The sequence below is a fragment of the Acidovorax sp. A79 genome, assembly GCF_041154505.1.
GTDB lineage: Bacteria > Pseudomonadota > Gammaproteobacteria > Burkholderiales > Burkholderiaceae_C > Acidovorax.
Genome location: NZ_AP028672.1, coordinates 3,673,460 through 3,693,413, shown reverse-complemented (window position 1 = coordinate 3,693,413; position 19,954 = coordinate 3,673,460). Strand labels below are relative to the sequence as shown.

The following is a 19,954-nucleotide window of genomic DNA, read 5'->3' as shown; positions in this document are numbered from 1 at the left end:
CCCATGAAAGCCGCATCCGCCCAGCCCGACCATTTCGTGCACGACCGCCTGCCCCCGCCCGGGGCCTGGCCCACGCTGCGCTACGACCTGCCGGAGCAGCAGATCCCCGACCAGGTCAATCTCGTGCACGCCCTGTTCGATCAGGCCGAGCGCGCGGGCCACATCGACCGGCCCCTGCTGCGCGGCCCGCACCGCACGTATACCTACCGCGACGCCTGGACCGAAGCCGCGCGCATCGCCGAGGTGCTCACGCAGGACCACGGCCTCGTGCCCGGCAACCGCGTGCTGCTGCGCGGCGGCAACACGGTGGAGATGGCGCTGGCCTGGCTGGGCACCGTCTACGCCGGGGTGGTGGCGGTGGCCACCATGCCGCTGCTGCGCGCGGGCGAACTGGCCAGCATCATCGAGCGCGCCCAGCCCACGCTGGCGCTGTGCGACGGCCGCCTGCTGGCCGAGCTGCAGGCGGCGCAGGCGCAGCACCCGGTGCTCGCCACCATCGTGCCCTTCCACACCGCGCCCGACGCGGCCGACCTCATCCAGCGCGCCCAGGACAAACCCGGCACCACACCGCACTGCCCCACGGCGGCGGACGACATCGCGCTCATGGCCTTCACCTCCGGCACCACGGGCGCGCCCAAGGCCGCCGTGCACACCCACCGCGATGTGCTGGCCGCCTGCGAGGCCTGGCCGCGCCACGTGCTGCGCGCCACGCCCGACGACATCGTGGCCGGATCGCCGCCGCTGGCCTTCACCTTCGGCCTGGGCGGCCTGCTCGTGTTCCCGATGTGGGCCGGGGCCAGCGTGTACTTCCCGGACCAGCCCTACACGCCCCAGACCATGGTGACGCTGATGCGCGACGCGGGCGTCACCATCTGCTACACCGCGCCCACCTTCTACCGGCAGATGGCGCCGTTCGCCCAACAGATCGGCCTGCCCCAGCTGCGCATCTGCGTGAGCGCCGGCGAGGGCCTGCCCGACGCCACGCGCCAGCTGTGGAAGAACGCCACCGGCATCGACATGACTGACGGCATCGGCGCCACCGAGATGTTCCACATCTTTGTATCGTCGGCGGGCGGCGAAACGCGCCCCGGCGCCATTGGCAAGGTCGTGCCCGGCTACACCGCCAAGGTGGTGGACGACGATGGCCATGAGGTGCCACGGGGCACCGTGGGCAAGCTCGCCGTCATCGGCCCCACGGGCTGCAAGTACCTCGACGACCCGCGCCAGGCCAAGTACGTGAAGGATGGCTGGAACTATCCCGGCGACGCGTTCACGCAGGACGCCGACGGCTACTTCTTCTACCAGGCGCGCGACGACGACATGATCATCACCGCCGGCTACAACGTGGGCGGCCCCGAGGTGGAAGACGCCCTGCTGCGCCACCCCGCCGTGGCCGAGTGCGGCGTGATCGGCGTGCCCGACGAGGAGCGCGGCATGGTGGTCAAGGCCATCTGCGTGCTCAAACCCGGCCACACGGGCGACGCGGCCATGGTCAAGACGCTGCAGGACCATGTGAAAGCGACCATCGCCCCGTTCAAGTACCCGCGCGTGGTGGAGTTCGTCACGGCCCTGCCCCGCACCGAGACCGGCAAGCTGCAGCGCTTCAAGCTGCGCCAGGGCGCCGTCGCCGCCACGACCACCACACCCTCCTCGACCAAGACACCATGAAGAACACCCTTTTGCAACCCGAAGGCTGGGTGACCCCCAAGGGCTACGCCAACGGCGTGGCCGCGCGCGGCACGATGGTCTTCACCGGCGGCCAGATCGGCTGGAATGCGCAGCAGCAGTTCGAGAGCGATGATTTCATCGACCAGACCCGGCAGACGCTGCTGAACGTGCGTGCGGTGCTGGAGGCCGGCGGCGCGGGGCCCGAGCACCTGGTGCGGCTGACCTGGTACGTGGTGGACCGCAAGGAATACAACGCACGGTTGAAGGAGCTGGGCGCGGTGTACCGCGAGGTGCTGGGGAAAAATTTTCCGGCGATGGCGTGTGTGCAGGTGGCGGGTTTGATGGAGGAGCGGGCGAAGGTGGAGATCGAGGCGACGGCGGTGGTGCCGGATGCCGGGTGAGCGATATCTTTGCAACGGGATTGGAAGGCAAATCATCGGTTTGCGCCTGCCCTTCAATCGCTGTTAGCTATTGTTCTTATAGTTCACGCCGTGCCTGAGTGAAGGGCGGAGGCCGGGATGTCGCCCCGGCGGGCGAGGTACTTGTTCTTTGCTTCGCCAAAGAAAAGTACCCAAAAGAAAGGCGACCCACAGTCTGCGACCCCTTCGCGTTGCGAAGGGGCAAACCTGCGTCGGTGCGGTTGCGGGGTGCGCCGTGGAACTCGCTTTGCGCCTGCGGCGCGCCGCTCGGACAACCACGGCGAGTCAGAGCACGAGGCATGGGCGCTGCGACGCCCATGCTCACCCCGCAACCGCCCCGCCGCAGGCGCAGCCAGATGGGGGTGGGGAGCGAACAGCCAAACAGCCATACGGGCCATCGCTGCGCTTGGCCACGCCTGCGCAGCGCGTGGCGCTTGCGCCCGCGAGATGGGGCCGAGCGCAGCGATGGCCCGAAGGGATGTCCGATTCGTGGGTTCCCTTCTGGATGCGCCTGGGGCGCGCAGGGCGCGGGGTGGCATGTGTGCCGAAGGACACACATGCTTCGTGAACTGACTCACCGCAGTTGTCCGAGCGGAGCGCTGCAGGCGCGCAGCGAGTTCTGCGGTGCACCCCGTGACCGAGCACCCCAGGTTGCCCCGCAGCGCAGCGAAGGGGTCGCAGACAGCAGGGTCGCCTTTTCTTTGGTGACTTTCTTTTGGCGAAGCAAAAGAAAGTCACTGCGCCGCCGGGCGCACACCCCGGCCTCCGCGCTCAACCGAGGCACACCACCAACTACAAACCAACAGGCAACAACCAACCCCACTACCCAGCCAGCTATCCAGCCCGATACCCCACCCACGACGCCCTCCGCGCCACCCACCACCCCTGCAACGCCTTGCCATACAAAATCAACACCAGCGCCGCCCCAATCAAAGGCAACGCCGCAAACACCCACCCCGTCAGCAACTCACCCCCCAGCGCCACCCCCACCAGCAACGCCACCGCCGGATTCACGAACGAATAGCTCCCCGCCAGCGCGGCCGACGTGTTCTGCAGCAGCCACAGGTACGCATTGAGCGCCACCAGCGTGCCAAAGACCAGCAGGTACACCCACGCCGCCCACGACCGGGCGCTCACCTGCCCCAGCGCGCTCACGGGCTCGAAGCACAACGCGGCCACCAGTCCCATCGCGCCGCCCACCAGCCACTGCGCCGCAGCCGCCATGGCCGGCGCGGGCAGCGACAGCTTGCGCGATGCGTACGAGCCCACGCTCCAGCACAGCGGCGCGCCAAAGGCCAGCACGGCCCCCAGCCAGGTGGCGGAAAAGTCGCCCTCCATCGCCAGCAGCAGTGCGCCCACCACGCCCAGCACCAGGCCGATCCAGCTGGTGGCCGGCACGCGTTCGCCGCCCCAGTGCGTCCACAGCGCCAGCCACATGGGCATGGTGGTGACCACGGTGGCCATGAGGCCTGAGCCGATGCCCAGCTTCTGCGCAAAGCCCACGAGGTTCATCGCGAGGAAGACCATGAGGGCGCCGACGATGGCCGAATTGCGCCACTGCGCGGCCGTGGGCAGCGCATGCCCTTGCCACAGGGCCACCAGCAGCATCACGCCGCCCGCGCACAGAAAACGGATGGCGCTCATGAACAGCGGCGGCATGGTCTGCAGCGCGATGCCGATGGCGAAATAGGTGGTGCCCCACACCACATAGACCAGCAGCAAGGCCACGGCCACCGCCCAGGTGCGCTGTGGACGGGCTTGCGCATTGAAAATCGCCGGCATATTCTTCACCTTACCGAATAATTTATGGAAACCGCGAGGTTTTCGGAATTTTTACCAAAATCAGGCGGCTATGCAAGCAAATATTCAGACAGATGACATGGACGCCAGAATTATTTCGGCATTGGGTGCGGATGGCCGACGTTCCTATGCCGATGTGGGCGCCGAGGTGGGGCTGTCCACCGCCGCGGTGCACGAACGGGTGAAGAAGCTGCTGGACAAGGGCGTCATCCGCCGTTTTTCGATCAGCGTGGACCCCGAGCGCGTGGGCCTGAACTTCACGGCGTTCGTGGCCATCCGCAACGATGGCGGCATCCACTGCCGCGACGTGGCGCCGCGCCTGCGCGCGATGCCGCAGGTGGAAGAACTGCACAGCGTGGCGGGCGAGTACGACTTTCTGGCCAAGGTGCGCACCACCCACGCGCGCGCGCTGGAAGACGTGATCTACGAAATCAAGGCCATCGCGGGGGTGGCGCGCACCACCAGCACCGTGGTGCTCAACACCGAGTTCGAGGACCGGCCGCTGGACCTGGGGTGGATGGGCAGCGGCAAGGCCCCGCCCTGACGCGGGACACGGCCCGGCCCACCCGCCAGGTCAGCGCACCCACGCGGCCGAGCAGCGGTACGGGTAGGCCACAGGCTTTGCCTGGGCAGGCGCGTGGGCCACACGGCCCATCAGCGCCACACAGTGCTCCAGGGCCGGCGTCGGCAGGCCAGGCACCTTGGCATGGTCGTCGTAGCGGCGCAGGCGAATGGCCTCCTGGGCAAAAGGCAGGGCTTCGAAGCGCATCGCCTCCTGCGCCGTGAAAGGCCCCCCCTGCAGGGCCAGGCTGTGCCGCGACGCGGGCGAGAGCGTCTCCCGGTAGCCCGGCTCCAGGGTGCACAGGTAGCGCTTGGCGTCCACGTGCAGGCGGATGGGCTCCAGCACCGCATCGGGCAGCAGGCCGCGCAGGAACGGGAGGGCCATGTACTGGTGCAGGTCGTCCTGTGCGGTCGCATCGCCACCGGGCGCCAGCAGGTGCCCCAGGTCATGCAGCAGGGCGGCCACCACCGTGGCGGGGGTCTCGCCGGATTTCTCTGCCCATTGCGCGCACTGCAGCGCGTGCTCCAGCTGGCTGACGGCCTCACGGCCGTACTGATGGATGCCCCGGGTGGCCAGCAGGTGGGCGATGTCTTCAAGGCTCAATGCCACGGTGCGCCCCTGTGTCAGACCAGGGCCTTGCGGATGCGCGCCGACACCACGTCGATCGCGCTCACGGTGACCACGATGATGAGCATCACCGCGCAGGTCTCGGCGTACTGGAAGCCGCGGATGATCTCCCACAGCACCACGCCGATGCCGCCGGCCCCCACCATGCCCACCACCGAGGCAGAACGCACGTTGGCCTCGAAACGGTAGAGCGTGTAGGAAATCCACAGCGGGGTCACCTGGGGGATCACGCCGTAGATGATCTCGTGCAGCGCGCTCGCGCCGGTGGAGCGGATGCCCTCCACGGGCTGCGGGTCGATGGCCTCGACCGCCTCGGAGAACAGCTTGGCCAGCGTGCCGGTGGTGTGGATCCACAGCGCCAGCACCCCCGCGAACGGGCCCAGGCCCACCGCCACCACGAAGAGCATGGCGAACACCATCTCGTTGATGGCACGGAAGGCGTCGAGCACGCGGCGCACCGGCTGGTTCACCCACCACGGCGCGATGTTGGACGAGGCCAGCAGCGCCAGCGGCACGGCAGTGACCACCGCGAGCGCCGTGCCCCACAGCGCGATCTGCAGGGTGACCAGCATCTCCTGCACGTAGATCTGCCACTGCGAGAAATTGGGCGGAAAGAACTCGGCCGCGTACTGGGCCATGTTGCCCGAGTCCTTGACGAGGTCGAGCGGGCGCATGTCGGCGCCCTTCCAGGATGCGGCCAGCACCACCAGCAGGATGCCCCAGGAGAGGTACCAGGCGAGGCTGCGCTTGGGCGCGGCGGTGCTCGCCAGGGTCGCGAGCGAAGGGGTCAATGCGGAAGACATGGTGGGGGCTGGCCGGATGCGTTGCGTGCTTGCGTGTTTACTTCAGGGACGCCAGCTGCTGGTCGATCTCGGCCAGGCGGGTCTTCTTGTCGGCGTCGGCCAGCGTGGCGTCGGCCTCGATCTTGTTGCGCTTGCCGAACAGGTCGAGCTGGCGAATGGGCGTGAGCTGCGCATTGGTGGATGGCTTGAAGCCCGAGAGCTTGGAGATCTTCATGACGATCTCCTTCTCGCGCGCATCGGTCTTGGCGTAGTTGTAGAAGAAGTCCTTGATCTTGGCCTTGAGCGGCTCGGGCAGGTCCTTGCGGATCACCATGGGATCGAGCGGGATCAGGGGCGATGTCCAGATGACCTTGATGTCCTTGAACTTCTCGGGCTGGCGCTCCTTGAGCTTCTCAAGGTTTTCGCTGTTGTTGGTGGCCACGTCGACCTGCTTGTTGGCCACGGCCAGGGCGTTGGTCTCATGGTTGGCGCTGCGCGCGATCTTGAAGTGCGTCTTGGCGTCGACCTTGTTCTGCGCGAAGGCGTAGTAGCCGGGCACCAGGAAACCCGAGGTGGAGTTGGGGTCGCCGTTGCCGAAGCTCAGCGACTTGCCGTTCTTGAGCACGTCGTCCAGCGAAGCCAGGGGGCTGTCCTTGTGCACGATCAGGTGCGAGTAGTAGCCCTGGGTGCCATCGGCGTTGACCATCTGCGCGAACACTTCACCATTGGCGCGGTCCACCGCCTCCATGGCCGACTTGTTGCCCAGCCATGCCACCTGCATCTTGTTGAAACGCATGGCTTCGATGAGGCCCGCATAGTCCGACGCGAAGAAGGCGTTGATCTTCAGGCCCGTCTGCTTGGCCATGTCGTCCAGCAGGGGCTGCCAGTCGGCCTTGAGGTTTTGCGAGGCTTCGGTCGAGATCATGCCGAAGTTGATGGCGTCCTGGGCGAGGACGCCCGTGGCCAGGCCCAGGCCAAGGGCCAGGGTTGCGCAGAATTTCTTGATCATGGAAGGCTCCGGAAGGTGAAAGCGGGAGGGGAGAAAGGAAAAAACGAAGGGCGAAGAGACAGGGGACGGCGGGCAGGCCTCAGGCAGCCTGCGCCAGCGGCTGTGCGGCCCAGCCGGGGGTCGGCGCCTGCGCCGGTGCGGGCACCACGGCCAGGGGCAAGGTGGCGCCCAGGATCTCGTCGGCCTGCACGCCATACAGCTCGCGCAGCAGGGCGGGTGTGAGGGCGGCCGATGGGCCGTCGTAGACCACACGGCCCTGGTGCAGCGCGACCACGCGCGAGCAGTACTTGATGGCCACGTCCACCTGGTGCAGCGAGACGATGACGGTGCTGCCGTCCTCGCGGTTGATGCGCGCCAGGATGTCCATGACCTTGCGCGAGGATTCGGGGTCCAGCGAAGCGATGGGCTCGTCGGCCAGCACCACCCTCGCGCCCTGCACCAGGGTGCGCGCAATGGCCGCGCGCTGCTGCTGCCCACCCGAGAGAGTGGACGCACGCTGCGCATGGCAGTCAGCGATCCCCACGCGGGCCAGGGCCTCGAGCGCCAGGGCACGCTCATGCGGGCGGAACACGCGCAGCCAGCCGCGCCATTGGGGCGTGCGGTGCAGCAGGCCCACCAGCACGTTCATCATCACCGGCAGGCGGTCCACCAGGTTGAACTGCTGGAACACGAAGCCCACCTGCGAACGCACCTTGCGGATGTCGCGGTGGATGCGACCGCCCTGCTGCACGCAGCGGCCATCCACTTCAATCAGCGAGTGGCTGTCGCCATCGGCCACCACCAGGCCGGCCACATGGCGCAGCAGCGTGGACTTGCCCGAGCCCGAGGCGCCGATGAGCGCCACCATCTCGCCGGCATGCACCGTGAGGTCGATGTCGCGCAGCGCGTGCTTGCCGTTGGCGAAATGCTTGTTCAGTTGTTCGATGCGCAGGGCGATGGGCATGGCGGATTCCAAGTCGTCTATACAAATGCAGTGTGGAAGGCGGCTGTGACAGTGCCTTGACAGTTGCGGGAAATTTGCATGTCAGGCTACGTTCAGAGCACGCGCTGCCCTTCGCGCCAGACACCGCGCACCACGGCCTGCTGTGAGCCATCGGGCAGCTCGGCCATGTGCACCTGGACCAGGTCGGCGCGCAGGCCCGCAGCCAGCTCGCCCCGGTCCTGCATGCCCGACGCGCGTGCCGGGTTGCGCGTGACGGTGGCCACGGCCTCGGGCAGCGTGAGGATGCCGTCATGGACGAGGCGCATCACCGCGCTCAGCAGGCTGCCCGGCACGTAGTCCGACGAGAGGATGTCCAGCAGGCCCTGGCGTGCCAGGTCGGCCGCCGCCACGTTGCCCGAATGCGAGCCGCCGCGCACCACGTTGGGCCCGCCCATCACGGTGAGCAGGCCGCGCTCGCGCGCTGCCCTTGCCGCCGCCAGCGTGGTCGGGAACTCGGACATGCCCGCGCCTTCGGCATGGGCCTGCTCGACGTGCGCCACCGTGGTGTCGTCGTGGCTGGCCAGGGCGATGCCGTGGGTGCGGCAGTAGTCCACGAAGTAGGCACGGTGCGGCTCGGCGTACTGCGCCTGCAGGGTGGCCGCATGCTGCACCTGGCGCTCGAACTTCTCGCTGCTCCAGCCCTTCTTGCCGGTGTAGTAGGTGCGCGCCTGCTCGATGTTCTCCCACTGGCGCTGGCCCGGGGTGTGGTCCATCAGCGAGATCAGCGACAGGCGCGGATGGCCCTGGAAGGGGCCGAACAGGTCGATGGTGTTGGGCGCGGGCAGCTCGCAGCGCACGTGCAGGTGGTGGTCGGCGCGCAGCAGGTTGCGCTCGGTGCAGGTGTCGATGGTGTCGAGCACGCGGTTCCAGGCGCTGCCGCGCAGGCTGTCCACGTCGGCCTCGCCCACGCCCAGGGCGTCGAGCACGGTGGTGATGCCGGCGGCGGCGATCTCGGCATCGTGCGCCAGCAGCGCCGGCATCTCGGCCCACTGCACCTTCGGGCGCGGCATCAGGTGGCGCTCGAAGTTGTCGGTGTGCACCTCCACCAGACCGGGCAGCAGGTAGTCGCCCCCGAGGTCGATGCCCTGCAGCGCGGCGGTGCCGCCCGAGGCCAGGGCGGCTATGCGCCCGCCCTGCACCGAGAGCGAGCCCTGCACCACCTCGCCGGGCAGCACCATGCGGGCGTTGTGAAAGACCGCAGCAGCGCTCATGCGGCCACCCCGCGGAAGTCAGCCACGTTCACGCGGCGCGTGGCGACGGCGGCGCCCACGTGCGCGTCGTGGAAGATGCCGACCAGGGCGGCGCCGCGCGCCACCGCCTCGCCGATCAGGGCGATCACCGTGTCGGTGTTGGCGGCGTCGAGCGATGCCGTGGGCTCGTCGAGCAGCAAGAGGGGCTTGGGCTTGATCATGTTGCGCGCGATGTTGATGCGCTGCTGCTCGCCGCCCGAGAAGGTGGCGGGCGGCAGGTGCCACAGGCGCTCGGGAATATTCAGGCGGGTGAGCCACTGGCGAGCAGTCTCGCGCGCGGCTTCCAGTGCGCGGACGTCGTCGCCCGCGTCTTCGGCCAGGGGTTCGGCCACCACGTCGAGCGCGCTCACGCGAGGGATCACGCGCAGGAACTGGCTCACGTAGCCCACGGTGTCGCGGCGCAGTTGCACCAGCGCGCGCGGGCTGGCCTGGGTCACGTCCACCGCCGGGCCGCTGGCGGGCTGCACGGTGATGCTGCCTGCGTTGGCGCGGTAGTTGGCGTAGATCATTTTCAGCAGCGTGCTCTTGCCCATGCCCGAGGGGCCGTCGAGCACCACGCATTCGCCCGCGCCAACGGTGAGGTCCACGTTGCCGAGCACGGGCAGCTCGATGCCGTTCTGGTGGTGCAGGGTGAAGCGCTTGGCCACGCCCTTGAGCTCCAGGATGGGTGGGTGGGTGTTCATCATCATGGTTGCAGTACCGAGGAAACGAGGAGCTGGGTGTAGGGGTGCTGCGGGTCGTCGAGCACCTGGTCGGTCAGGCCCGACTCGACCACGCGGCCGCGCTGCATCACCACCATGCGGTGCGCCAGCAGGCGGGCCACGGCCAGGTCATGCGTGACCACGATGGCGGCCAGCTGCATCTGCCGCGTGAGCTGGCGCAGCAGGTCCAGCAGGCGCGCCTGCACCGACACGTCCAGGCCCGAGGTGGGTTCGTCCATGAACACCAGGCGCGGCTGGGTGACCAGGTTGCGGGCGATCTGCAGGCGCTGGCGCATGCCGCCCGAGAAGGCGCGCGGCGCGTCGTCGATGCGGCTGGCATCGATCTCCACGCGCTGCAGCCATTCGGTGGCGGTGGCGCGCAGGCGGCCGTAGTGGCGCTCGCCCAGGCCCATGAGGCGCTCGCCCACGTTGGCACCGGCCGACACGTCCATGCGCAGGCCGTCGGCCGCGTTCTGGTGCACGAAGCCCCAGTCGGTGCGCGCCAGCAGGCGCTGCTGCGCCTCGCTCATGCCGAGCACGTCCTGCAGGCTGCCATCGCGGCCCTGGAACTGCACACTGCCCGCATCGGGCCGGCTGCGCGCGGCCACGGCGTTGAGCAGGGTGGACTTGCCCGAGCCGGACTCGCCGACCACGGCCAGCACCTCGCCGGGCCACAGGTCGAACGAGGCATCCTGCAGCGCGACGCGCTGGCCATAGCGCTTGCCGATACCGCGCACGCTGAGCAGGGGGGTGGGGGATGAAAGGGTGGCGTCCATGGCGATCAAGGTTCGATGGAGAAGCTCAGGCCATGCTGTGCAAAGCCCAGGGATTCGTAGAAGGCATGCGCATCGCTGCGCTTGCGGTGGGACGACAGGGCCAGCTTGTAGCAACCGGCCTCGCGCGCCTGCTGCACGGCGTGGGCCATCATCTGGCGGCCGATGCCCTGGCCCTTGCGGTCGGCCGCGACCACCACGTCCTCGACCACGGCCGAGGGAGCGCCCCGGTGGGCCAGGTTGTGCATGACCAGCAGGGCGTAGGTGCCGACCACATCGGCACCTTGCTCGGCGCTCTCGCAGGCCACCCAGAGGCGGTAGCTCGGATAGGCGCGGAACTGCGCAAGCATGGCCTTCGCATCGGCGAGGCTGAGCACCCGCTCGGGGCTGTCCTCGATGCCCTGGTACAGGGCCAGCACCTCATCCAGATCGGCCTCGGTGGCCTCGCGCAGGGTCACGGTGCTCATACGGTCTCTCCTTCGGACGCGGTCGCTGCGGCCTGGCGCTCCTGGCAGTAGTCCGAGTCGGAACAGACGTGCATGCGCGTGCCCTGGTCGTCGGTGATGACCTCGTCGAGGAAGCTGTCGGTGGCGCCGCACAGGGCGCAGGCGCAGTCCCAGCGCTGCACCTCGAAGGGGTGGTCCTCGAAGCCCAGGCTCTCCACCGGCGTGTAGGGCGGCACGGCGTAGATGCGCTTTTCGCGGCCCGCGCCGAAGAGCTGCAGCGCCGGGTTCATGTGCATCTTGGGGTTGTCGAACTTGGGGATGGGCGACGGCGCCATCACGTAGCGGCCGTTGACCAGCACCGGGTAGTCGTAGGTGGTGGCGATGTGGCCGTAGCGCGCGATGTCCTCGTAGAGCTTGACGTGCATGAGCCCGTACTCGGCCAGGCCGTGCAGGGTGCGCGTCTCGGTCTCGCGCGGTTCCAGGCGCTGCATGGGCTCGGGCACGGGCACCTGGTAGACGAGCACCTGGCCCTCGGCCAGCGGCGTCTCGGGGATGCGGTGGCGCGTCTGGATCAGCGTGGCCTCGGTGGTGCGCGTGGTGGTGGCCACGCCCGTGGTGCGCTCGAAGAAGCGGCGGATGTTGACCGCGTTGACGGTGTCGTCCGAACCCTGGTCGATCACCTTGAGGCAGTCGTCCGGCCCGATGATGGCCGCCGTGACCTGGATGCCGCCCGTGCCCCAGCCATAGGGCAGCGGCATCTCGCGCGAGCCGAAGGGCACCTGGTAGCCAGGGATGGCCACGGCCTTGAGGACGGCCCGGCGGATCATGCGCTTGGTGCGCTCGTCCAGGTAGGCAAAGTTGAAGTGCCCGTCGGTGGGCGCGGCATCGGCGGGCAGGCCCATCAGCGCGGGCTCGTGGGGCGCGTTCATGCATCGTCTCCCAGGGTGGTGTCGTCAGAGGGGTTGGCCGCCGCAGTGGCGCGCATGCGGCGCACCAGCTCCAGCTCGGACTGGAAGTCCACGTAGTGCGGCAGCTTCAGGTGCTGCACGAAGCCCGAGGCCTCCAGGCTGTCGCTGTGCGAGAGCACGAACTCCTGCATCTGCGCGGGCGACTCCACCGCCTCGCCCAGCTCGTCGGCGCGCAGGGCGCGGTCCACCAGGCTCATGGCCATGGCCTTGCGCTCGCTGTGGCCGAAGGCCAGGCCATAGCCGCGCGTGAACTGCGGCGGCTGGTGCTTGCTGCCCGCGAACTGGTTGACCATCTCGCACTCGGTGATTTCCATGTCGCCGATGGAGATGGCAAAGCCCAGCTCCTCGGGCACGATCTCCACAGCCACCGTGCCCAGGCGCAGCTCCCCCACGAAGGGGTGCGAGTGCGCGTAGCCGCGCTGCGTGGAATACGCCATGGCCAGCAGAAAGCCCTCGTCGCCGCGCGCCAGGTTCTGCAGGCGTGTCGCTCGATTGGCCGGAAAGCGCAGCGGCTCGCGCGTCAGGTCGGCGGGGGCCGGATCGCCTTCAGGGATGGGGCGGGTCTCGATCAGCCCTTCCTGGTTGAGCAGGTCCACCACGCGCGGTGTGGTGGCGGGCGCATCGCTCAAAGGTGCGGGGGCGGCCGCTGCGGCAGCCGGTGCATCGCCCCGGGCCAGCAGCGTGAAGTCGAGCAGGCGCTGGGTGTAGTCGTAGGTGGGGCCCAGCACCTGGCCGCCGGGCAGGTCCTTGAAGGTGGCCGAGATGCGCCGGGTGAGCGCCATGCGCGCGGTGTCCAGCGGCACCGTGGTGCCCAGGCGCGGCAGCGTGGCACGGTAGGCACGCAGCAAAAAGATGGCTTCGACCAGGTCGCCCGCGGCCTGCTTGATGGCCAGGGCCGCGAGCTCGGGGTCGTAGACCGAGCCTTCGGTCATCACGCGGTCCACGGCCAGCTTGAGCTGCGCGCGGATCTGCGCCACCGAGAGCTCGGGCTCGGCCGTATCGCCCCGGCGCTGCTCGGCCAGCAGGCGGTAGCTGTTGAGGATGGCGGTTTCCCCGCCCTTGACGGCAACGTACATGCGGCTCAGGCCTCCACGGTGGATGGTGATTCGATGCGGGTGGTGCGCGGCAGGCCGGCGATGTGCGTGGCCGTGGCCAGCACCACGTCCACCCCGCGCGGGAAGGCACCGTGGTTGTCGGCCCACTGCGCGCAGAAGTCCTCTGGCAGCCCCGCGACATGCAGGTGCTGCGCACTGCGGATGCCGGGGCCCGCAAGGCGCCAGGCGCCTGCGCCCTCCACAGCCGGGGCCAGCACCGCCACGTCGATCACGCAGGTGGCGGACTGGTCGGGGTATTCATCGCTGCCGCGCTGCAGGCTGTCCAGGGCGGGCATGGCATCGCCGGCGGCCACCCAGGCGAAGCGCGCCTGCTCGGGCGCCTCGACCAGTACGCAGCCGGTGTGAAAACGCAGCCACACGCCGGCCTGGCTGGTGGCCAGTTGGGGGGACAGCCACAGCGTGCATTCGCTGTCGAGCAAAGCCAGCAGCACGGCGGCCGACGCGGCGTGGCCGGTGGCGGGCACTTCGGCATCGTGCACGATGGCGACCGGATCACCCGGCTGCGACAGGGCCCGCAGCACCGCGCGGAACACGCCCTGGCTGCCCAGGGCCTCGCTGGAAAAGCCCGCACCCAGTGCGGACAGGGAGATCGTCGGGGTGGCGCTCATTCCTGGTCCTCGTCGCTGTCGTCATTGCCACCGCTTTCGCGGGCCACCGTGAAGAAGTCCACCCGTGTGCTGGCCGTGCGGGCCTGGCGCTCGGACTGCACCTGGGCCAGGTGGCGGCGGATGGGGTCGAGCAGGCTGGTATCCAGCGCAGCCTGGCGCACAGGGTCCTGCAGCAGCGCATCGGCCAGGGCCGCCAGTTGCACCTGGCGGTGCGAGCGGCCGAGCACGTAGGCCACGCCCACGGTGGGCTCGCCGCCATCGGCGCCGTCCACGTCCACGCGCAGTGCGCAGCGGGTGACCGTGACCTCACCCAGGTTGAAACGCTCGCCGGTGCCGCCGGCGCGGCCCTGCACCATCATCAGACCGGTTTCGGGAGCGCGCAGCCAGCGGGCGGGCAGTGCGGCGTGGTCGTGCAGCGCGGGCTCCAGAAGGTCGATGGGCGCGCGGGCCAGCAGCGCCATCCAGTGCGCCCGCGAGAGCGGGCGGCCCGGGCCCGGGTTGTCAAAGGCTTGAAACATGGAGGTGGTACTCTTTAAGTTGTATAGACAAATTGAACAACTGGCGCCAGCTTAGACAGCGCGCATGTAGGTTTCATGACAGCCACCACCAGCACACAAGTTCTTGCCACCCCCGCCCCTACCGCACGCCCGGCACGCGACAGCTTCTGGACCCGCATCGCCGCCGAACTGGCCGAGGCCATCGGCAGCGGCATCTACCCCCCGGGCCAGCGCCTGCCCTCGGAGCACGCACTGGCCGAGCAGTTCGGGGTGAACCGCCACACCATCCGCCGCTCGCTGGCCAGCCTGTGCAGCCAGGGGCTGGTGCGCATCACCCAGGGCAGCGGCACCTACGTGGAGGACTTCGCGGTGGACCTGGCGCTGGGCAAGCGCGTGCGCCACCAGCAGGGCCTGGCGCAGGCCGGCCTGCGCGGCAGCCTGGTGGTGCTGCAGGAACAGACGGTGCGCGCCACGGCCGCGCTGGCCAAGGCCCTGCAGGTGCCGACGCGCAGCCCGCTGCTGCAATTGCGCGTGATCGGCCAGGCCGAGGGCCAGCCGCTGCACGTGAGCGAGCGCTACTTTCCCCTGCCCCGCTTCGCGGGCCTGGCGGCCGTGGTGCGCGAGACCGGCTCCATCACCGCCGGCTTCACCGCGCATGGCGTGGCCGACTACACGCGGCGCGAAAGCCGCATCACCGCCGAGCTGCCCGATGCCGCCGTGGCCGCCGAGCTGCGCCAGCCCGCCGCGCGCCCGGTGCTGCTGGTCGAGAGCCTGAACGTGGACCTGGCCGGCACGCCCATCGAGTGGGCGCGCGCCTGGTTCGCGGGCGACCGCGTCAAACTCACCATCACCCATGACGAATAACCACGCCACGGCCCCCACGGCGGCCCACCGCTATGCGGTGTACTTCGCTCCCCACCCCGGCACCCTGGCCTGGCTGGCCGGCAGCCACTGGCTGGGCCGCTGCGCGGCGCTGCTGCGGTCCCTGCCACAACTGGACATCCACGGCGTGGCCAAGGAAGAACTGGAGCGCCTGACCGCCGCGCCGCGCCGCTATGGCTGGCATGCCACGCTCAAGGCGCCGTTCGCGCTGGCGCCGGGGGTGGACTGGCTCACGCTGCAGCATGCCGTGCAGACGCTGGCCGACAGCCTGCGCCCCTTCAGCATGCCGCCCCTGCAGGTCCAGCGCATCGACGACTTCCTCGCGCTGGTGCCCATGCCCTCGCACCCGGCCAACGCCGAGATCCAGGCCGCAGCCGCCGCCTGCGTGACGCAGCTGCAGCCGCTGGCGGCGCCCCTGTCGGCCAGCAACCTGGCGCGCCGCCGCGCGGCCGGGCTCACGCCCCGGCAGGATGCGCTGTTGCAGCAGTGGGGCTACCCCTTCGTGCTGGAGGAGTTCCGCTTCCACCTGTCACTGACCGGCTCCCTCGCGGGCGAGCGTGAAGACACCGTGGAACTGGTGCTCGATGCGGCCGAGCAGTTCTTCGCCGACCTGCCCCCGCTGCGCTTCAACAGCCTGGCCCTGTTCGCCGAGCCCGCGCCGGGCGCCGACTTCGTGCTGCTGGACCACCTGGAGCTGGGCGCATGACGGCCCGGCTGGTGTACTTCATGGGCCCTTCCGGCGCGGGCAAGGACAGCCTTCTCGGCTGGCTGCACGCGCACCTGCCCGCCCCCTGCCCCGTGCACTGGGCACGGCGCACCATCAGCCGCCCCGCCGCCCCCGGCGGCGAGGCGCACGAGAGCGTGCCGCCCGAGGCCTTTGCGGCGCTGCGCGGTGAGCAGGCGTTTGCCCTGCACTGGGAGGCCAACGGCCTGGGCTATGGCATCCGGGCCGCGCAGCTCGCGCCACTGGCCCACGGCCAATGGGTGCTGCTCAACGGTTCGCGCGCCTACCTGGCCGATGCACTGGCGCGGTTCCCCGACCTGGTGGCCGTGCACATCACCGCCAGCCCGCACGTACTGCGCGAGCGGCTGCTTTCGCGCGGCCGCGAGACCCCCGGGGAGGTGGAGGCCCGCGTGCAGCGTGCGGCGGCGTTCATGCCGCCCCCGGGCGCGGCCAGCCTGGAAGTGCGCAACGACGGAGCGCTGAACGACGCCGGCCAGCAACTGCTGCACGCGCTGAAGCGGTTGCCGGGCTGGCCCGCGCACGGTGGCAAACTTTCAGGTCTTCACACCGCCCCTTCGTCAGCAAACCACCACGCCCCACCATGACCGCCATCACCATCTATCACAACCCGAAATGCGGCACGTCCCGCAACACGCTGGCCATGATCCGCAACAGCGGCGCCGAACCGGAAGTCATCGAATACCTCAAGACCCCGCCCGATCGCGCCACGCTGCTGGCGCTGATCGCCGCCACGGGCGAGCCCGTGATCAACGCCGTGCGCACCAAGGAAGCGGTTTTCACCGAACTGCAACTGGATGCGCCCGGCGTCACCGATGACCAGCTCATCGACGCGATGCTGGCCCACCCCATCCTCATCAACCGCCCCCTCGTCGCAACGCCGCTGGGCACGCGGCTGTGCCGTCCCTCGGAAAAGGTGCTGGACATCCTGCCCTCGCCCCAGCAAGGCGCCTTCACCAAGGAAGATGGCGAGGTCGTCGTCAACGCCCAGGGCCAGCGTGTCTGAGACCGTGGCGCCTCGCACGGCATGAGCGCCGCGCCACAGCGCTGGACCGTGGCGCGCCTGGGCACGGCCCAGACCCTGGCCTGGGCCTCGTCCTACTACCTGCCCGCCATGCTGGCCGTGCCCATGGCGCGCGACCTGGGCGTGGCCACGCCCACCGTGTTCGCCGCGTTCTCGCTGGCGCTCATCGTGTCCGCCCTGCTGGGGCCGCTGGCGGGCCGGACCATCGACCGCCATGGCGGCCGGCCGGTGTTGGTGGGCACCAACCTGCTGTTTGCCACCAGCCTGGCGGGCATGGCACTGGCACAGGGCCCGGTGGGCCTGTTTGCCGCCTGGGTGCTGATGGGCGTGGCCATGGGGTCGGGCCTGTACGAAGCGGCCTTTGCCACGCTGGTGCGCCTGTATGGGCAGGGCGCGCGCGGCGCCATCACCGGCATCACGCTGATCGCGGGCTTTGCCAGCACGGTGGGCTGGCCGCTGTCGGCCTGGATGGAGGTGCACTGGGGCTGGCGCGGCGCGTGCGCGGGCTGGGCCGCGCTGCACCTGCTGGTGGGCGTGCCGCTGAATGGCTGGCTGCCCCGCACCGCGCCCGGCGAGCATGCCCCGGCCGCACCAGCGGGCACCGACCCCGCCGCCACGCCGGTGGCGCCCGCAGTGCCTGCGCCAGGCCACGCTGTGCGCACCACCGTGCTGCTGTCCTTCGTTTTCGCCGTCACCTGGTTCACCAGCACGGCCATGGCCGCCCACCTGCCGCGCCTGCTGCAGGCCAGCGGCACCTCGCTGCAGGCGGCGGTGGCCCTGGCCGCGCTGGTCGGCCCGGCCCAGGTGGCGGCGCGGTTGCTGGAGTTCGGCTTCCTGCGCCGCCTGCACCCCTTGCTGTCTGCGCAGCTGGCGGCCGCGGCCCACCCGGTGGGCGCGGCCTTGCTCATGGTGGTGGGCGGCCCGGCCGCGCTGGTGTTCACCGTGCTGCACGGGGCCGGCAACGGCATCCTGACCATCGCCAAGGGCACGCTGCCGCTGGTGTTGTTCGGGCCCGCCGGCTACGGCGCCCGCCAGGGCCTGATGATGGTGCCCGCCCGCGTGGCGCAGGCCTTCGCGCCGGTGCTGTTCGGCATGCTGCTCGATGGCGTGGGCGCAGCCGCCCTGTGGGCCACCACACTGCTGGGCCTCGCGGCGCTGGCGGCGCTGTGGGTTCTGCGGCCGGTGGCGCGGCCCTGATCAGCCGCGCGGCGGCACAAACTCCGCGCGCGCCCGCAGCGCCGTGGCGCGCGAATGGCAGCCTTCCAGGTGGTCGTTCACGAGCCCCATGGCCTGCATGAAGGCGTACACCGTGGTGGGGCCCACGAAACTCCAGCCGCGTTTTTTCAGGTCCTTGGACAGGGCGATGGACGCGGGCGAAGTGGACAGGGTGCGCGCCACCTCGCGCGTGAGGCGCCCGGGCCGGTCGGCGGAGGAAGGCTCATAGCGCCAGGCGTAGTGCGCCAGCGATCCGAACTCGCGCCGCAGCTCCAGCACGCGCCGCGCGTTGTTGATGGTGGACTCGATCTTGCCCCGGTGGCGCACGATGGCCGCGTCCTGCACCAGGCGCTCGACGTCGGCCGGGCCGAAGGCGGCGACCTGCTCCGCGTCGAAGTGGGCAAACGCCGCGCGAAAGCCCTCGCGCTTGTTCAGGATGGTGAGCCAGCTCAGGCCCGACTGAAAACCCTCCAGGCAGATCTTCTCGAACAGCCGCCGGTCGTCCGCCACGGGGAACCCCCACTCGTGGTCGTGGTAGTGGCGGTAGAAGGGCGTGGCCTGGCACCAGGCGCAGCGCGGGCAACCGGCCTCGTCGGCGAACAGGCCGGCAGGCAGGTCGGGGGTGGGTTCGGCGGTCATGCGCCGCATTCTAGAAACTGCACCGGCCACGCTGCTGACAACCGTGCGCACGCCCGGCGCGTCTTCTGCCCATAAACTGCCCCCATGCGCCAGTTTCTCCCCTGCCTGCGGGCCGTGTCCGCCCCGTTGCTTTGCCTTGCACTGTCCGGGTGTGCCAGCACGACCGGTTCGCTGGGCTACTACTGGCAGTCCATGGTGGGGCACCTGGAACTCATGCAGTCGGCCGAGCCCATCGACCGCTGGGTGGCACGCACCGACATCGCGCCCGCGCTGCGCGAGCGCCTGCAGCTGGCGCAGCGCGCCCGGGCCTTCGCCGTGGCCGAGCTGGGCCTGCCCGACAACGCAAGCTACCGCCGCTACGCCGACCTGAAACGCCCCGCCGCCGTGTGGAACGTGGTGGCCGCGCCGCCGCACGCGCTCACGCTGCACACCTGGTGCTTTCCGGTCACGGGCTGCATCGGCTACCGCGGCTACTTCGCCCAGGCCGACGCCCAGGCCGAGGCCGACCAGCTCGCCGCGCAGGGGCTGGAGGTGGAGGTGTACGGCGTGCCCGCGTACTCCACGCTGGGCTACATGAACTGGGCGGGGGGCGACCCGCTGCTTTCCACCTTCATCGCCTGGCCCGAGGGCGACTTCGTGCGCCTGCTGTTCCACGAACTGGCGCACCAGGTGGTGTATGCCGAAGGGGACACGCTGTTCAACGAGTCCTTTGCCACGGCGGTCGAACGCATTGGCGTGGCGCGGTGGCTGGCCACCCATTCCACCCCCCAGGCGCGCGAGGCCTACGCCACCAGCGAGGCGCGGCGCGGCGCGTTCCGCGCGCTCACGCGCGCCACGCGCGAGCAGCTGGCCGCCATCTATGCACAAAAAGATGCCCTGGCGCTGGACGACCAAGCGCTGAATGCTATTAAAAATGAAGCAATGCAGGCATTCCGCGGGCGCTACGCCCAACTGCGCGCGCAGTGGCTGGGCACGGCTTCGGGCACCCAGCCTTCGGTCACCACGGCCCAGGTGGCGGGCTACGACCGCTGGGTGGCCAAGGCCAACAACGCGAGCTTTGCCGCCCAGGCGGCCTACGACGAACTCGTGCCCGCGTTCGAGGCCCTGTTCGAACAGCAGGGCCGCGACTGGCCCCGGTTTTATGATGCCGTACGGCAGCTGGCGCAGCAGCCCCAGCCGCAGCGCCGCGAGGCCTTGCGTGCCCTGCTGCCCGCGCAGCCCCCACAAAAATCCTCTTAAGGAGAC

At 69.8% G+C, this 19,954-nt stretch carries 23 protein-coding genes; 9 read left to right on the top strand and 14 right to left on the bottom strand.

Annotated elements, in window-relative coordinates; all coding sequences use genetic code 11:
• Window positions 1-3 precede the first annotated feature (3 nt).
• On the top strand, window positions 4-1,668 hold the full coding sequence (locus tag ACAM51_RS16905) for an AMP-binding protein (protein WP_369641271.1): 1,665 nt from the start codon (window positions 4-6) through the stop codon (window positions 1,666-1,668).
• A complete protein-coding gene (locus ACAM51_RS16900) occupies window positions 1,665-2,069 on the top strand; it encodes a RidA family protein (protein ID WP_218341421.1) in 405 nt (134 codons plus the stop codon). Before ACAM51_RS16905 ends, ACAM51_RS16900 begins: the two co-directional genes overlap by 4 nt.
• An 852-nt stretch (window positions 2,070-2,921) precedes the next feature.
• Here ACAM51_RS16900 and ACAM51_RS16895 read toward each other — a convergent pair.
• A complete protein-coding gene (locus ACAM51_RS16895) occupies window positions 2,922-3,869 on the bottom strand; it encodes an EamA family transporter (protein ID WP_369641270.1) in 948 nt (315 codons plus the stop codon).
• Between the two features lie 97 nt (window positions 3,870-3,966).
• Here ACAM51_RS16895 and ACAM51_RS16890 point away from each other — a divergent pair, with 97 nt between their 5' ends.
• Window positions 3,967-4,431 carry an Lrp/AsnC family transcriptional regulator gene (locus ACAM51_RS16890; RefSeq protein ID WP_218341419.1) on the top strand — a complete coding sequence of 155 codons (465 nt, stop codon included), beginning with the start codon at window positions 3,967-3,969 and terminating at the stop codon, window positions 4,429-4,431.
• 30 nt (window positions 4,432-4,461) lie between these two features.
• On the opposite strand, the gene ACAM51_RS16885 is transcribed toward ACAM51_RS16890, so the two are convergent.
• The 12 genes from ACAM51_RS16885 to phnG all read right to left on the bottom strand — a co-directional run bounded on the left by ACAM51_RS16885 (window position 4,462) and on the right by phnG (window position 14,228).
• Window positions 4,462-5,058 carry a phosphonate degradation HD-domain oxygenase gene (locus tag ACAM51_RS16885; protein ID WP_369641269.1) on the bottom strand — a complete coding sequence of 199 codons (597 nt, stop codon included), beginning with the start codon at window positions 5,056-5,058 and terminating at the stop codon, window positions 4,462-4,464.
• Window positions 5,059-5,072: 14 nt separating this feature from the next.
• On the bottom strand, window positions 5,073-5,879 hold the full coding sequence (gene phnE, locus ACAM51_RS16880) for a phosphonate ABC transporter, permease protein PhnE (protein ID WP_218341417.1): 807 nt from the start codon (window positions 5,877-5,879) through the stop codon (window positions 5,073-5,075).
• A 37-nt stretch (window positions 5,880-5,916) separates the two neighbouring features.
• Window positions 5,917-6,867, bottom strand: a complete 951-nt coding sequence (gene phnD, locus ACAM51_RS16875; protein ID WP_369641268.1) for a phosphonate ABC transporter substrate-binding protein — start codon at window positions 6,865-6,867, stop codon at window positions 5,917-5,919.
• 79 nt (window positions 6,868-6,946) lie between these two features.
• Complete coding sequence (phnC, locus tag ACAM51_RS16870) at window positions 6,947-7,810, bottom strand: phosphonate ABC transporter ATP-binding protein (RefSeq protein WP_369641267.1); 864 nt, start codon at window positions 7,808-7,810, stop codon at window positions 6,947-6,949.
• Between the two features lie 92 nt (window positions 7,811-7,902).
• Window positions 7,903-9,060, bottom strand: a complete 1,158-nt coding sequence (locus ACAM51_RS16865; protein WP_369641266.1) for an alpha-D-ribose 1-methylphosphonate 5-triphosphate diphosphatase — start codon at window positions 9,058-9,060, stop codon at window positions 7,903-7,905.
• Window positions 9,057-9,788 carry a phosphonate C-P lyase system protein PhnL gene (gene phnL, locus ACAM51_RS16860; protein WP_369641265.1) on the bottom strand — a complete coding sequence of 244 codons (732 nt, stop codon included), beginning with the start codon at window positions 9,786-9,788 and terminating at the stop codon, window positions 9,057-9,059. Before phnL ends, ACAM51_RS16865 begins: the two co-directional genes overlap by 4 nt.
• Window positions 9,785-10,576 (bottom strand): phosphonate C-P lyase system protein PhnK, encoded by a 792-nt coding sequence (gene phnK / locus ACAM51_RS16855; RefSeq protein WP_369641264.1) that lies wholly within the window; start codon window positions 10,574-10,576, stop codon window positions 9,785-9,787. Before phnK ends, phnL begins: the two co-directional genes overlap by 4 nt.
• A gap of 5 nt (window positions 10,577-10,581) precedes the next feature.
• Window positions 10,582-11,040 (bottom strand): N-acetyltransferase family protein, encoded by a 459-nt coding sequence (locus ACAM51_RS16850; RefSeq protein WP_369641263.1) that lies wholly within the window; start codon window positions 11,038-11,040, stop codon window positions 10,582-10,584.
• Window positions 11,037-11,921 carry an alpha-D-ribose 1-methylphosphonate 5-phosphate C-P-lyase PhnJ gene (locus ACAM51_RS16845; RefSeq protein WP_369643838.1) on the bottom strand — a complete coding sequence of 295 codons (885 nt, stop codon included), beginning with the start codon at window positions 11,919-11,921 and terminating at the stop codon, window positions 11,037-11,039. Before ACAM51_RS16845 ends, ACAM51_RS16850 begins: the two co-directional genes overlap by 4 nt.
• 23 nt (window positions 11,922-11,944) lie before the next feature.
• The gene (locus ACAM51_RS16840; protein ID WP_369641262.1) at window positions 11,945-13,063 is read right to left on the bottom strand and encodes a carbon-phosphorus lyase complex subunit PhnI; all 1,119 of its coding nucleotides are present in this window, start codon (window positions 13,061-13,063) and stop codon (window positions 11,945-11,947) included.
• Between the two features lie 5 nt (window positions 13,064-13,068).
• On the bottom strand, window positions 13,069-13,710 hold the full coding sequence (gene phnH, locus ACAM51_RS16835) for a phosphonate C-P lyase system protein PhnH (RefSeq protein ID WP_369641261.1): 642 nt from the start codon (window positions 13,708-13,710) through the stop codon (window positions 13,069-13,071).
• Window positions 13,707-14,228, bottom strand: coding sequence for a phosphonate C-P lyase system protein PhnG (gene phnG / locus ACAM51_RS16830; protein WP_369641260.1), 522 nt, complete (start codon window positions 14,226-14,228; stop codon window positions 13,707-13,709). The genes phnH and phnG overlap by 4 nt, the downstream gene beginning before the upstream one ends.
• A gap of 75 nt (window positions 14,229-14,303) precedes the next feature.
• Here phnG and phnF point away from each other — a divergent pair, with 75 nt between their 5' ends.
• The 5 genes from phnF to ACAM51_RS16805 are packed head-to-tail and all read left to right on the top strand — an operon-like array spanning window position 14,304 to window position 18,052.
• Window positions 14,304-15,071, top strand: coding sequence for a phosphonate metabolism transcriptional regulator PhnF (gene phnF, locus ACAM51_RS16825; protein ID WP_369641259.1), 768 nt, complete (start codon window positions 14,304-14,306; stop codon window positions 15,069-15,071).
• Complete coding sequence (locus tag ACAM51_RS16820) at window positions 15,061-15,795, top strand: DUF1045 domain-containing protein (RefSeq protein ID WP_369641258.1); 735 nt, start codon at window positions 15,061-15,063, stop codon at window positions 15,793-15,795. The genes phnF and ACAM51_RS16820 overlap by 11 nt, the downstream gene beginning before the upstream one ends.
• Window positions 15,792-16,418, top strand: a complete 627-nt coding sequence (phnN, locus tag ACAM51_RS16815; protein ID WP_369641257.1) for a phosphonate metabolism protein/1,5-bisphosphokinase (PRPP-forming) PhnN — start codon at window positions 15,792-15,794, stop codon at window positions 16,416-16,418. Before ACAM51_RS16820 ends, phnN begins: the two co-directional genes overlap by 4 nt.
• On the top strand, window positions 16,415-16,837 hold the full coding sequence (gene arsC / locus ACAM51_RS16810) for an arsenate reductase (glutaredoxin) (RefSeq protein ID WP_218297262.1): 423 nt from the start codon (window positions 16,415-16,417) through the stop codon (window positions 16,835-16,837). Before phnN ends, arsC begins: the two co-directional genes overlap by 4 nt.
• A 21-nt stretch (window positions 16,838-16,858) precedes the next feature.
• Window positions 16,859-18,052, top strand: a complete 1,194-nt coding sequence (locus ACAM51_RS16805; RefSeq protein ID WP_369641256.1) for an MFS transporter — start codon at window positions 16,859-16,861, stop codon at window positions 18,050-18,052.
• Here ACAM51_RS16805 and ACAM51_RS16800 read toward each other — a convergent pair whose 3' ends face one another.
• Window positions 18,053-18,709, bottom strand: a complete 657-nt coding sequence (locus ACAM51_RS16800) for a DNA-3-methyladenine glycosylase I (protein ID WP_218341405.1) — start codon at window positions 18,707-18,709, stop codon at window positions 18,053-18,055. It lies immediately after the preceding gene.
• Between the two features lie 84 nt (window positions 18,710-18,793).
• Between ACAM51_RS16800 and ACAM51_RS16795 the strand changes: the two genes are divergently transcribed.
• Window positions 18,794-19,948 (top strand): aminopeptidase, encoded by a 1,155-nt coding sequence (locus ACAM51_RS16795; protein ID WP_369641255.1) that lies wholly within the window; start codon window positions 18,794-18,796, stop codon window positions 19,946-19,948.
• Window positions 19,949-19,954 lie beyond the last annotated feature (6 nt).